At 39.9% G+C, this 13,721-nt stretch carries 10 protein-coding genes; 9 read left to right on the forward strand and 1 reads right to left on the reverse strand.

Annotated elements, in window-relative coordinates; genetic code table 11:
- Positions 1-3: 3 nt before the first annotated feature.
- The gene (locus FR7_RS03045; protein WP_017531247.1) at positions 4-1,062 is read right to left on the reverse strand and encodes an HD-GYP domain-containing protein; all 1,059 of its coding nucleotides are present in this window, start codon (positions 1,060-1,062) and stop codon (positions 4-6) included.
- Positions 1,063-1,442: 380 nt separating this feature from the next.
- Between FR7_RS03045 and FR7_RS03050 the strand changes: the two genes are divergently transcribed.
- The 9 genes from FR7_RS03050 to FR7_RS03090 all read left to right on the forward strand — a co-directional run bounded on the left by FR7_RS03050 (position 1,443) and on the right by FR7_RS03090 (position 13,657).
- On the forward strand, positions 1,443-2,057 hold the full coding sequence (locus FR7_RS03050) for a YdcF family protein (RefSeq protein ID WP_237714927.1): 615 nt from the start codon (positions 1,443-1,445) through the stop codon (positions 2,055-2,057).
- Between the two features lie 465 nt (positions 2,058-2,522).
- On the forward strand, positions 2,523-3,692 hold the full coding sequence (nirJ1, locus tag FR7_RS03055; protein ID WP_026084512.1) for a putative heme d1 biosynthesis radical SAM protein NirJ1: 1,170 nt from the start codon (positions 2,523-2,525) through the stop codon (positions 3,690-3,692).
- A gap of 207 nt (positions 3,693-3,899) precedes the next feature.
- On the forward strand, positions 3,900-4,727 hold the full coding sequence (locus tag FR7_RS03060; protein ID WP_237769488.1) for a GNAT family N-acetyltransferase: 828 nt from the start codon (positions 3,900-3,902) through the stop codon (positions 4,725-4,727).
- 138 nt (positions 4,728-4,865) lie between these two features.
- Positions 4,866-6,539, forward strand: coding sequence for a methyl-accepting chemotaxis protein (locus FR7_RS03065; RefSeq protein ID WP_007938699.1), 1,674 nt, complete (start codon positions 4,866-4,868; stop codon positions 6,537-6,539).
- A gap of 203 nt (positions 6,540-6,742) precedes the next feature.
- Positions 6,743-7,756, forward strand: coding sequence for an alpha-hydroxy-acid oxidizing protein (locus FR7_RS03070; RefSeq protein ID WP_237769574.1), 1,014 nt, complete (start codon positions 6,743-6,745; stop codon positions 7,754-7,756).
- 262 nt (positions 7,757-8,018) lie between these two features.
- Positions 8,019-9,170 (forward strand): type III PLP-dependent enzyme, encoded by a 1,152-nt coding sequence (locus FR7_RS03075; RefSeq protein WP_007938703.1) that lies wholly within the window; start codon positions 8,019-8,021, stop codon positions 9,168-9,170.
- Positions 9,171-9,322: 152 nt separating this feature from the next.
- Positions 9,323-10,183, forward strand: coding sequence for a YitT family protein (locus tag FR7_RS03080; protein WP_007938705.1), 861 nt, complete (start codon positions 9,323-9,325; stop codon positions 10,181-10,183).
- Positions 10,184-10,443: 260 nt separating this feature from the next.
- Positions 10,444-11,574: a sensor histidine kinase gene (locus FR7_RS03085; protein WP_007938707.1), complete on the forward strand. Its 1,131-nt coding sequence runs from the start codon at positions 10,444-10,446 to the stop codon at positions 11,572-11,574.
- Positions 11,575-11,872: 298 nt separating this feature from the next.
- The gene (locus FR7_RS03090; RefSeq protein WP_007938708.1) at positions 11,873-13,657 is read left to right on the forward strand and encodes a diguanylate cyclase domain-containing protein; all 1,785 of its coding nucleotides are present in this window, start codon (positions 11,873-11,875) and stop codon (positions 13,655-13,657) included.
- Positions 13,658-13,721 lie beyond the last annotated feature (64 nt).

Genomic DNA, 13,721 nt, shown 5'->3' on the forward strand with positions numbered 1-13,721 from the left:
TTATTAGGATAAGGGATAATCAGGAGTGCACATTCGATTGATGCTGCGGGTTTTATCGGCAGATAGATCAATCAGCTTTTGATCGAGAGTTTTAACAATTGGATCATTTGAGTTAGGCGAAAAGAAAATAATCGTTGCTTCTTGTCCATCGCTTAAGATGACATTACTATTTAATAAAGAATCACGAACCTGTTTCGTAAACATTTGACAGATGGTAGGGTCAAGTTTGCCAAACATATCCTTTGTTAATACATTAAGAGCATTAAAAGGATTGCAATAGTCTTCTATATAGGAATGGTAATGAAATATATCGGCAATGGCAATAATTTTAGCATAGGGATGAATTCTTGGACCGGAAATACCCATGGGGAAGCCAGTACCGTCCAAATATTCATGATGTTGTAAAACGCTCAAGGTTACTTCGTCAGAAATGCCTTTAACATTCTTAATCAGCTGGGCTCCATTTATAACATGCGCTTTTTCGGAAGTGGAACTGTTTTCATGACTAATAACCATTTTCCCAATATCATGGAGCAGTCCGGCTAAGGTGAGTGCTTTAAGCTCCGTTTCATTATAATGGAGCTGCCTGCCGATTAATCCACAGATATAGGCTACCATGGCAGTGTGGCGTGCGATCTTGCTGGCTAGTTGATAATCGCTAATCAGCAGGTAATCCATAAGGGCGGGTCCTGTTGTCAGTATCGAAGAATAGATAGCAAACGAAGTGCTCTTAAGAGCTAGAACAGGAACCTTATTTTGGTTGCGCACAAATTCAAAAGAACTGTCTGTAGAGGTTAGGATTGAATCATATTCTTGAAAGAACTGCTTGCATTCAGCAGATATATCAAATGAAGAGGATGGAGACGGCAATATAGCTTGTCCTTCCAATGGCTCATGGTCATCCTCACCATTTATATAAACATAATTGACACCCCACATGCTAAGGAGTGAGATGGCTCGCTGACTTAAAACTCCCCCTGCATTCAACAGCGTTTTTCCAGCGGGAGTGATGACAGCATCACTGAGTACCAAACCTGGGCTTAGATTTTTAACGGCGACCATTTTAGTAGCGATAAGAACCAACTCCTTTTTTAAAAGACTATATAAGTAAGATCGAATCATATGCAAAAAAAAATAAGTACTATATAGTAAGATTATACATGTTATAGCGAATATCTCAAAGATATTTTCGAGAAAATACTGAATAGTAAAAATACGCTTTTTTTTGCATAATGCAAGAGGGCGAGTTATAATGAGGCTAAACGAGTCCAGAATGTCATTTACCGAGCATGGAGGAGAAAATATTGGTATATTTCATTAAGTTTATATATAGCACCTTCTTGTTCCCCCCGGGAATTATTTTAGTAGGCCTATTTTTTTTATGTTTGTATGCATTCCAAAAACATCGTAAATTAGCAAAAATAATAGGGATATTTACAGTATTGTTTTATTTATGTACGATTTCCCTGGTAAGTGATCGATTAATAGGATCTTTGGAAAAAGAGTATCCAGTTCCCAGTTTGGTAGAAGGGGATGTTATTGTCATGCTGGGAGGAGGATCAACCCTTGATACACCGAATGTCAACGGATTAGGACATTTGTCAGGCTTTGCTGCCAATCGTCTTTTAACTTCGGCTCAGCTGTACCAAAAGCTGCATATTCCTATTATCTTATCAGGCGGAAAAGTCTTAGAGACTACAGGGTGTGAGGCACAGATCAGCAAGCTTATTTTGCTTGGGTTAGGAGTTCCGGAAGAGAAAATTATTATTGAAGATAAAAGTTTAAATACTACGGAAAATGCGATGTATACGAAAGTGCTGCTGGGAAAGTATGGATTTAAACGGCCTGTTCTGGTGACCTCAGCTTTTCATATGAAACGGTCTGTATTGCAATTTGAGAAGACACAGGTAACTGTTCTGCCTTATCCAACGGATTATCAAAGTAATATAAAAAATCAATTTGAGCTACATCAATTATGGCCTTCGGCAGGTGCTCTGCTGAATACAAGTTTAGCATTGAAAGAATACGTAGGTATTTTAGCAGTTAATTGGTATTAGTACCTTACCAGCCCTAAATCAGTGGATACTGACAGTCTATTCTCCGTACCCCTTTGTTGTCGTCGGTCGGCATACTCCCGGTATGCTTCCCTCCTTCGCCTTGTGCTGCGAAAAATAGCCTTGCCATTATCCTACCGTTTTAAAGCTGACAAGGTATTAGGGCGTGTCTGGAAACTATCAAAACGGCCATTGACGGCACTTTTTGCACCATACTTCGTTAAAACTTCTTGAAATAAGAACCATTATTCCTGCGAAGTTTTGCCTCGTCTGGCACAAAAATCACTCGTCATTGACCATTCCGCTAGCTTTCAGACACGCCCTAGTACAAAAAAAGGATGTAATTTAAAAAGGACTAAGTATAGACATCTCCTATATAAGACTGTTACAATATGCTAAGAACGTATACGTTGGCAGGTCATTTTTGCGATGCTGCTAATGAAAAATATTGAGAAAAGAGTGAAAAATATGATTGGTGTAAGCAAATTGCTTTGTGATACGGAAAATTTCGGGGATTCATTGCGTTATGCTCCCGGTGTCCATGGACAACGTCATGGTGCTGCTCAAGGTATGGGACCGGTACTTTCTTGGAATATTACCCGAACCTGTAATTTGAGATGTGTACATTGCTACTCTGATTCCGATGGGAAAAAATATGATGGTGAGCTGACAACGAAAGAGGCTAAAAAATTTATTGATGACTGTGCTGCCTTTAAGGTCCCTGTTTTGTTGTTGTCAGGAGGAGAACCACTCATTCGTCCTGATGTTTTTGAATTGGTGGAACACGCCAAGAAATATGGCATACGTTCTACTTTTTCTACCAATGGCACATTGATTGACAAACAATTAGCAAAAGATATTAAGGCACTAAATGTAGGTTATGTGGGTATTAGCCTTGATGGTCTGGGTGAAGCCAATGATAAATTTCGTGGTAAGCAAGGGGCCTTTGAGAAAGCCCTGGAAGGCATCCGCAACTGTCTGGATGTGGGACAACGCGTTGGTTTGCGTTTTACCATTAACCGCTATAATTTTCATGATTTAGAAAATATTTTTCGCTTGATAAAAGAAGAAAAAATTCCACGGGTCTGTTTTTATCATTTGGTGTATTCAGGAAGAGCTTCTCAGATGATGGAGCATGATGTTACTCATGAGGAGTCTCGTCAGGCTATGGATCTTATTATGGCTAAGGCGCAAGAACTTGATAAAACCTGTGAAATACTTACTGTTGATAACCATGCGGATATTGTATATTTGTATTTGCAGGCTCTTAAGAAGGATCCTGTGCGGGCCGAGAAGGTATGGAATCTGATGATGCGCAATGGCGGCAATCGTTCAGGCATCGCTTTTGGCAATGTAGATCCTTTAGGCAATGTTCATTCGGATCAATTTACCCAGAATTATACCTTTGGAAATGTTCGTGATCGAGCAATTGGTGACATTTGGACAGATGAGTCCAATCCCATTCTTGCAGGGTTAAAGGATCGCAAAGCATTATTAAAAGGCCGCTGTGGTATCTGTAAATGGCTAAATGTCTGTAATGGCAATTTCCGTGCCCGGGCGGAAGCTGCCACAGGTGATTTCTGGGAATCAGATCCAGCCTGTTATTTGACAGACGAAGAGATCGGTATCGTAAAATAGCGAGACTTTCGATAATCCTGGATATTTTGCTGTCACCATAAGGTGGCAGCATTTTTTTGACTCCAGAAAGGTAAATATAGAATCTAGGGGTATTGAAAACGTAACCAAGGAAAACCTCTTGTTTTATAAGCGGATCATGTAATGTTTGCAGGAATATAAAGTTCATTACGGAATTTTCTTAAAAGGACAGCCTATTAAGGGGGTATGATGATGATTTCATTGCTTAGGGGGAAAGATACAGATGAGGTAATAGAATTTTTAAAGCAAGATAGTATAGCAGGTGCTTTTATCATAGGAAATGTGCTGGAATTTGGCTTGGATAATCGTAAAGATCAGAGAAGATGCGGCGATTATTACGGATATTTTTCAAAGGGTCAATTAACCGGGATATTGCCTTTTTATAACATGGGCAGCTGTATCCCTTTATTTCATGAGGAGGAAGTGATTGAGCCTTTTGCTCAGATTATGGTGCACCGTCCCCTAGAGATGTTAATCGGCATGAAGAAGTTTATTCAGCCTTTGTATGATATCATTTCCGGAGAGAAAAACACGTTAACGTATCAGGAGAGCAGTTATTTTGTAAATAAGAGCTTAACGCCTTTTCCGTTAGGAGACAGCAGTTTTGCCGAAGCAAATGAGCTTGATCATCATCGTGTAGTAGCTTTTGTAAAGGATGCCTACTGGCACGGTTTCCATCAGCAATACAGCCTGGAAGAAGTCGAAGCATTTGTGGAGCAGCGTGCCATTGAGGAAGAACTATTATTTCTTATGGCAGAAGGTAAAATGGTTGCCCAGGCATATATCCAAGCGGCTACGGATGAAATTAATCAGATTGGCGGTGTGTATACCGTAGAAGAAGAACGGGGGAAAGGATATTGCAAGGCCCTTGTATCTAAACTATGTCAAAATATTATCAAGCGTGGAAAGACGCCGACGCTAATCGTACGTAAAAATAATTTTTCCGCAGTACGAGCTTACACCTCTTTAGGATTTACGTACTTTGATGATTATCTTCTGATCAAACTTCAAGTATAGCTGGCATGATGTAAGGTGCTGTTTTACGAAATTAGAATAAAAAAAGTATATTTCAGATTGAATCTTAAAAATGAATGAGTTAATATAAGAACATTACGTCATTCATGCAAGTAAGAATCTTAATAAGAGGAGAATTCCGTGAAGATCAAAACAAAATTAATTATAGGATATACTGTTTTATCATGTTTAGTTATTGCTGTAACCATATCTTCCATTTACGGATTTAAAAATTTACAAACTGCCTATGAGACAATTACCAACCAATCAGACGTTACGGTGATTCATTTGCGGGAGATACAATATTATTTTACCGGGCAGGCCAATGATGAACGCGGATTCTTGTTAACTGGCAGTCAGGAATTTCGCAAGGAAATCGGCGAAAAATCCGACAATATAAAAAAACGTGTCCTATTGCTTCAAGGACTGATTACGACAAAGGAACAGCAAGAGCTATTAAGTAAGATTGATGCCGCACATACTCGTTTTACGCAAAGCAATTATTCTGTAATGGATCTTTATTCGACTGGACATATAGAAGAAGCAAAGCAAATGTCATTTGGAGATGGTCGAAAAACTCGCAAAGATTTGGAAACCGCTTTTAACCAGTTGGTAACATTTACGTTGGAAAAGGCTGCTGATCAAAAACAGCAGGCTCTGGAGCTGGCAAAGAACATTATGATTGGCATACTAATCGCTTCAGCTATTGCAATTAGTATCGGTATTCTATTAGGTCTCTACATGGCACGTACCATAACGAAACCGATCATTCAAATGACGGATCATATGGTAAGGGGTGATTTGCATTTTGCTGCGAATGTTACGTCTGCAGATGAAGTTGGTCATTTAATTCGGGCCTTTGACAAAATGATAACAACTTTGCGTTCTATGGTTACCGGTGTACAATCCAATGCAGAACAAGTTGCTGCTTCGGCGGAAGAATTGACAGCTAGTGCCGAAGAATCTGCCCATGCAGTCAATCAGGTTGCCACCTCTATTATGGAGGTAGCCCAGGGATCGGATGAGCAAGTCACGATTGTGAATGAAAACATAGCGGGTATTGAGCAGTTAGCTGCCAGTATTGGGCAGGTTGCTGTTAAAACGACTCAGGTATCTTTAAATGCCCAGCAGGCTGCTATTTCTGCGAAATCTGGGAGCGACGCTATTGAGGCTGCCATTAATCAAATGCTGCAAGTGGAACAGTCTGCGGTCAAATCGGCAGAAGTTATTGCTAAATTAGGAGGGCACTCTCAGGAAATTGGGCAGATTGTCGATGCCATTGCCAATATTGCGGGTCAAACCAATCTTCTTGCTCTTAATGCTGCAATTGAAGCCGCAAGGGCAGGAGAACACGGCAGAGGTTTTGCTGTTGTTGCCGAAGAAGTACGAAAACTGGCAGAACAGTCCCAGCATGCTACCAAAGAGATTGGGGATCTCATTCATGAAATTCAGGGAGATACTGATGAAGCAGTGCAGGCTATGCGAATTGGATCGCAAGAAGTGCAAAAAGGCAATACAGTGGTCAATCTAGCAGGGCGGTCTTTTAACGAAATTGCTGGTTCAGTAGAGCAAGTTTCTTCCCAGATGCAGGACATTTCAGCGCTCACCCAACAAATTCTTGACAAGAGCCAGCACATTGTTGCCTCAATCGGCAACATCGCTGCGATTAGCAAGGAAAATGCCAGTCGAACCCAAACTGCATCGGCAGCAACAGAGGAGCAATCCGCATCACTAGAAGAAATTGCTTCTTCCAGCCAGGTATTGGCAAAGTTGGCTGAAGAACTGCAACGTTCTATTTCTCACTTTAAAAGTTAATTCATCTGTATCAAGTTGAACCATAAGAACACACCGGCCTCTTGAGGCAAGTGTGTTTTTTATTTTCTTGTAATATAAGAACTTATAGGTTTTTGTGGTTCATCGTTTAATTTTTATGTTTGTTTCTGGGAAAGATCTGATGTACTATAGGTTTTATAGGATAAAAGTAAGATAATTTAAAAGTAGGGGGAATTATTGTGGATATGAGAGAAGTAAGAGAAACTGCAAGGAAACAGATGATTGGTAAATGCCGGGTGTGTCCAGTTTGTAATGGACGGGCTTGTGCAGGAGAAGTTCCCGGCATGGGAGGAACGGGGACAGGTGAAGCCTTTACTGAAAATGTACGGGCTCTTGCCAGGCTGAAGTTGAACATGCGGGTCATACATGATGCTTTGCAGCCTGACACAACAGTTGAAATGTTTGGTCAGCAGCTCAAAACTCCTATCATGGGAGCACCGATTACTGGTGCAGTGATTAATGCAGGTGAGGCATTGACAGAACTCAATATGGTTTCAGCTCTTGTAGAGGGCAGTCATTTGGCGGGAAGTATCGGATGGATTGGTGATCCGGCTAATCCTAGTATGTATGAAGATGGTTTAGCATCCATTCGCAGGGCCGGTCAAGGCATTGCTATCATAAAACCTCGTGTGGATAATCAGGAAATTATTGCGCTTTTTAAATTGGCTGAAAAAGCTGGTGCCATCGCATTAGGAACAGACCTTGACGGAGCAGGTCTGATTACCATGGCTTTAAAGGGGCAGCCGGTTGGTCCGAAAACTACAGAACAGCTTATAGAGTTGATACAATCTACTGCCCTGCCCTTTATTATCAAAGGAATTATGACGGTGGATGAGGCTGTTACATGTGTAGAAGTAGGAGCAAAGGCGATTGTCATCTCGAATCATGGAGGCAGGGTACTGGATCATACTCCTGGTGTGGCAGATGTGCTGCCGGAAATTGCCAGGGCAGTAAAGGGGAAAATTACGATATTAGCTGATGGCGGGGTACGTTCTGGAGCCGATGTATTAAAATTACTGGCGTTAGGGGCAGATGGAGTGTTAGTCGGCCGGCCACTCATTATGGGGGCCTATGGCGGAAATGCAGAAGGCGTAAAAACCATTATTGATAAATATACCAGTGAATTAAAGGCTGCTATGATTTTAACAGGCTGTAAGAGCGTTAAGGAGATCCCGCCAGAGGTTTTATGGAATAAATAATGGTTTATAGGGGAAAATAGTTGGAGGATAAGTTTATTACATACGTTTAGATTGATGATGAAATGCAATAAGATGAGTTTATTTTTTAGACCCGCGATAGCGGGTTTTCTTATTCTTTGAAGTGGCGAATAAGTATTTTGTAAATTTATATATTTTCTTATTGCACTTTTGCTACTGTATGGTACAATCATATAGTTACTTTTCTTGCTGCAACCAGCGAAGACAGGTTCCAACGAAATAACAAACAGGATGGGAGAGGGATATGAATAGTTATTTTAAATTATCAAAAGCAGCTGTTGAAAGTTTGGCACAACAATATGATACCCCGTTGTTATTGGTGTCAACAGAACAAGTAGAACGTAATTATTCTTTTTTGGCGAGTTATTTACCGGGAGTGAAAATGCATTACGCGGTAAAAGCCAATCCTCATGAAGCAATTATCCGGAAATTGGCTGAATTGGGTTCGTATTTTGATGTAGCATCAGATGGAGAAATGCAATTTTTAACGGATATGGGCATTCCAGCAGAACGTATGGTATATGCCAATCCGGTGAAGACGGCAAGCGGACTTAAGATAGCCAAGCATATCGGTGTATATAAATTTACCTTTGATAGTGAAAGTGAAATAAGTAAAATGGCCAAGGCAATACCTGGTGGGACGGTGCTGCTCCGGGTTAGAGTGGACAATCCTAATGCCTTGGTCGATCTAAATAAGAAATTTGGTGCTCATCCTGATGAAGTATTACCCCTTCTTACCTTGGCTCGTCAGCAAGGTCTTGATGTGGCTGGCCTATGTTTTCATGTGGGCAGTCAATCTTCCAGTGCTGATGCCTATGTAGAGTCATTAGAAATATTTCGGCGTTTGTATGATCAGGCAAAAGAAGCAGGTTTTGATTTGCGCATCCTAGACATCGGAGGCGGTTTCCCTATCCCAGTAATTGATGGTAATACGATTGATATTGTTGCTATGCTGCAAACGATTAATAAAGCCATTACCCACTACTTCCCTGATACGGAAATTTGGGCTGAACCTGGGCGTTTTATCTGCGGAACAGTAGCGAATCTAATTACTCGCGTGATTGGTACTCAAAAGCGCAATGGGAAACAATGGTATTTCCTGGATGATGGATTATATGGTACTTTTTCAGGAGTTATTTTTGATCATTGGGATTTTGAATTAGAAACCTTTAAAAGTGGCGAGAAGGTACCTGCTACCTTTGCAGGACCAAGCTGTGATTCCTTGGACATTTTGTTCCAGGATAAATGGATTCCTAGCTTAGAAATGGATGATCTGATATTAGTGCCAACTTGCGGGGCTTATACCTCAGCGTCGGCTACTGAGTTTAATGGTTTTTCTAAAACCCGGATCCTAGTATGGGAAGAAGTAAAGGATAGTTTAAAAATAAATACATGAGACAAAAAGAGGCAGAAAACCTAAGGGGTTCTGCCTCTTTTTTATCCAAATTAAATAATAATTAAGAAATATCCATTTTTTCTCAAATTTGACAAAGTATTATATTCTTAGTAAAATAATATAAATCTATACGTAAAAAAGGGAGGAATTATATGCCGGGAAAGAAAATTTCAACGAAAGAGTATATCCGAAGGTATGTTTTCATGTTTATTGGTTCCATTTTAGCAGCGGTAGGGTTAGAGGTTTTTTTGGTTCCCAATCAGATTATTGATGGTGGAGTAATTGGTATCTCTATCATGGCAAGTCATTTAACTGGATGGCCGCTAGGGTTATTTATCTTCGTATTGAATTTTCCATTCATCTATTTAGGGTACATGCAGATTGGAAAAAACTTTGCGATATCAACCTTGTTTGCCTTGACTTCTCTGTCGATCTGGGTAAGTGTTTTGCTGCCTATTCCAGGCTTTACAAATGATGTGTTTTTAGCAGCCATCTTTGGGGGAATTATCCTTGGAATTGGTGTAGGACTCATTATTCGCTATGGCGGTTCTTTAGATGGCACTGAAATTGTTGCCATTATATTAGATAAACGTACAGGTTTTTCTGTAGGCGAAATTATTATGTTCTTCAATATATTCATTATTGGAAGCGCAGGACTAGTATTTAGCTGGGATAAAGCTATGTATTCTTTAATTGCCTATTTTGTTGCTTATAAATTAATAGATATTACGATCGAGGGCTTGGATGAGTCAAAGGGTGTCATGATTGTTAGTGACCATCCTCATGAAATAGCCGAAGTGCTGATGGCGCGGCTGGGGCGTGGAGTCACTATTTTACATGGTCAGGGTGCCTATACGGGTGAGTCTAAGCAAGTGCTTTACTCTGTTATTACTCGTCTGGAGATTGCCAAACTGAAAATCATTATTCAAGAGATTGATGAAAATGCTTTTGTAACGATTAATGAGGTTCATGATGTAATGGGTGGAAAAGTAAAAAAACGCGCAATACATTAGACTATTTTATACAAAACTTGGCGAAAGCCAAGTTTTTTTGGTGGAATCAGAATTTATAAGTTTAGGGGAACGTTGAACACAGAGGGCGCAGAGGTTTTAACCCTAATTATCTTTTCTCAGTGTCCTCTGCGCCTCTGCGGTTCATTATTTTATCACAAAATCAATTTAATTATTAGGCAAGGATTTTTGCAGGTGAAAAAATCTGTATTGGCGAAGTAGATTAATCCATACTATTTTTAGGAATTGTTAAGGTGGGTTGTATGAAAAATATTGATATTAGTGACCTTGATAGGATTGTCAAAACCACAATCGATGCCGTAGAGCAAGGAAAGACACAAATTTTTGATATTTATGAGGCGGCTCGTAATGAAGTTGAAAATATAAAAAAGGATGTAGAACGTACAAAGCAGGAGACAGTTGCTATCATCTTTACAGTGGATGATTTAGAAAAAAAAGAGCGGCGTTCCAGGATCAAGTTAATGGAAGTCAGCCGTAATTTCAGCATATATTCAGAAGATGATATTAAAGCAGTATATGATGATGCGAGAAACTTACAAGTTGAATTAGCGGTAGCTCGCGCACAGGAACAAAGCTTACGTCAGCAGCGTGATGATTTAGAGCTTCGTTTACGCTCTTTAAAAGATACGGTGTCTAAGGCAGAAGGTTTAACAACCCAGGTAGGAGCAGTTTTAGGGTATTTAGGCGATGAAATGGGAAATGTAGTAGTAAAAATTGAATCCTTGCAGCAGAGTCAAGTGTTTGGTGCCAAAATTATCAAAGCCCAGGAAGAAGAACGCCGCAGAGTGTCGCGGGAAATTCATGATGGACCAGCTCAAGCTATGGCAAATATTGTGTTTCGGGCGGAAGTTTGTGAGCGATTGATTGATATTGATGTGCTGCGTGCAAAAAAAGAACTGGCAGATCTTCGTGCACAAGTACGTCTTTGCCTAAAAGAAACGAGAAAAATTATTTTTGATTTACGTCCAATGACATTAGATGATTTGGGATTAGTACCTACAGTGAAACGGTTTTTAGATACGGTAAAAGAGCGCAGCGGTATGATTTATGATATTAGGATATTAGGTGAAGAACGGCGCTTAGATTCTTATGTGGAAATTGGTGTCTTTAGAATTTTTCAAGAAGCAATTACAAATATTGAGAAACATGCCCAGGCTCAGACGATCTCCATTGCTATGGAATTTCGCAGGGATACTTTCTTAGCTACCATTGCTGATGATGGTAAGGGTTTTAATACAGCAGATAATTTTGGCAGCGAAAGTTTTGGTTTACTGGGGATGCGGGAGCGAATTCATCTGCTGAATGGTGAGCTGACAATAAAGTCCGAAATTGGGGTAGGCACAAAAGTCATTATTAAAGTAGTATTTAAATAATAGAGGATATACCTGAATCTTCCGAACAAAGAAATGGAATTTTCTTGGGTATATCTCTATTATTTTAGCAATATAGAAGATTTGATGCTGAGGGAAAATGGGCATTTGGATTTTATTTTTTAAAGAATTTTCAAAGAGATTAATTTATCCCTATTGTTGAAGGATTATAGTGGATTTATATAGAGATTTGTTATATTATAGCAATTAAAAGCTGTGTATACTGAGTTATTGCATGATAAGAGCGGGGAGTCAATAAAGATATCCATAGAGGAGTATATTATCACAAGGGATGGATGCAATGAATCAACAATTTAAAATTCTTATTGCCGAGGATAGCAAATTAGAACGCCGCATGCTGCGCAATAACCTTGCGTCTTGGGGCTATCAGGTTTATGAAGCCGTGAATGGCAAAGAGGCAATTGTGATGTTTGATGAGGTGAATCCTGACTTAGTCATTTTGGATGGTATCATGCCGGAAATGGATGGCTATGCTGTGTGTGAGTATTTGCAGGAGCAGAAAAGAAGAAGTAAGACTCCGATTATCCTCATTACTGCCTACGACAATGAAGAGGCGGTGGAACGAGCCTTTGCAGCAGGTGCTGGTGAGTATTTAACTAAGCCTGTGTATTGGAATGTTTTGAAATATCGCATTAAAAGAATTCTGCAAGCAAGGCAGGCGGAAATTGCCTTGGGCAAAAGTGAAGAAAAGCTGCAGGGCATTTTAAATAATGCGGTAGTCGGTATTGGGATTCTTGATGAACATGGTAATTGCATTTATGGGAATCAGAGGTTAGTGGATATGCTCGGCTATTCTTTGGACGAATTACATACAATTGGTTTAAAACAGGTAACGCACCCTGAAGATTGGCCAAGAAGTGCAGAAGGACTGCGGAAAATGGTCAATAAAGAAAAGCTGGAATATCATGTGGAAAGACGTTGCATTCGTAAAGACCGGACTGTCTTTTGGGCCAGATTGTCTGCGGCGGTTGTATATGATGAAGATCATGAAGTCAATTCGATTCTTGGCATCATGATTGATATTACAGATCGCAAGGCAATGGATGTGCAAATTAGTTTGCAAAATCAATATTTATTGGCTTTAAACGAAGTATCGCTGCAGTTGTTGAATCGTTTAGATTTGGATGATGTATTGGCCATGATTGTGACCCATGCGGTAAGTTTATTTCCTAATGCCAGTGGCAGCCTGTTTCTTTTAAAAGAAAATAATTCCCAAGTCGAACTGAAATTTGCTATCGGGCTTGATGAAAATAGCATCGGTACAGTTCAGAACAAAGACGAAGGAATTATTGGGGAAGTATTTCGCACGGGTGAGACCGTGATAGTGAATGATTATCAAAATTGGGCAAAGCGCATCAATAGTCATGGTATGGTACACTATGGAGTATTTATTGGAATGCCTTTGTTCTCTGACAAAAAAGTGGTTGGTGTCGTTTATATTTATTTTGATGATTCTGCCTGGGGATGTACTCAGGAACAAAAGTTCTTATTAGAGCGTTTTATTGGTCTGGCTTCTATTGCTTATGATAATGCAATTTTATATAAACTTGCTCAGGAAGAAATTGGTGAACGTAAGTTGGTAGAGGAAAAGCTCAGATATGTAAGTATGCATGATTCCCTGACTGGCCTTTACAACCGTACCTATTTTGAAGAAGAATTTCAAAGAATTTCGAGTGGATCATACCCATCTGTCGGGATTATTGTGTGTGATGTTGATGAATTAAAAGTTGTGAATGATACATTAGGACACGCTTTTGGAGATGCATTGATTGTCGCCGCAGCAACGGCGCTAAAACAGGCTTGCCGCCCAGGCGATACGGTTGCTCGGATTGGCGGTGATGAATTCGTAGTATTGCTGCCTGGTGCGGACCAAGAAGTTATGCAAGACGTATGTCATCAAATTAACGAGAAAGTACAGCGCTGCCGGAAAAACTTAAATGGCACCATTGTACGCTTATCCATAGGCTGGGCTCTGCATACTGGACCAGATGTAAATCGCAAAGAGCTGTTTAAAGAGGCTGATAAAAAAATGTATCAAGATAAAATGCTTCATAGGATCGGTTAAACCACATAGTAGTATTTGTATTATGATTCCCTTTAAATAGGGCATAATAGGTAAAGAGCAGCGG

This window comes from Pelosinus fermentans DSM 17108 (assembly GCF_000271485.2).
GTDB classification, from domain to species: Bacteria; Bacillota; Negativicutes; order DSM-13327; family DSM-13327; genus Pelosinus; species Pelosinus fermentans.

Coding starts and splice junctions, on each gene's coding strand:
- FR7_RS03085 (WP_007938707.1), top strand. CDS start 10,444: ATGAAAAATATTGATATTAGTGACCTTGATAGGATTGTCAAAACCACA.
- FR7_RS03090 (WP_007938708.1), top strand. CDS start 11,873: ATGAATCAACAATTTAAAATTCTTATTGCCGAGGATAGCAAATTAGAA.
- FR7_RS03045 (WP_017531247.1), bottom strand. CDS start 1,062: ATGGTCGCCGTTAAAAATCTAAGCCCAGGTTTGGTACTCAGTGATGCT.
- FR7_RS03075 (WP_007938703.1), top strand. CDS start 8,019: ATGAATAGTTATTTTAAATTATCAAAAGCAGCTGTTGAAAGTTTGGCA.
- FR7_RS03080 (WP_007938705.1), top strand. CDS start 9,323: ATGCCGGGAAAGAAAATTTCAACGAAAGAGTATATCCGAAGGTATGTT.
- FR7_RS03070 (WP_237769574.1), top strand. CDS start 6,743: ATGAGAGAAGTAAGAGAAACTGCAAGGAAACAGATGATTGGTAAATGC.
- nirJ1 (WP_026084512.1), top strand. CDS start 2,523: ATGATTGGTGTAAGCAAATTGCTTTGTGATACGGAAAATTTCGGGGAT.
- FR7_RS03060 (WP_237769488.1), top strand. CDS start 3,900: ATGATGATTTCATTGCTTAGGGGGAAAGATACAGATGAGGTAATAGAA.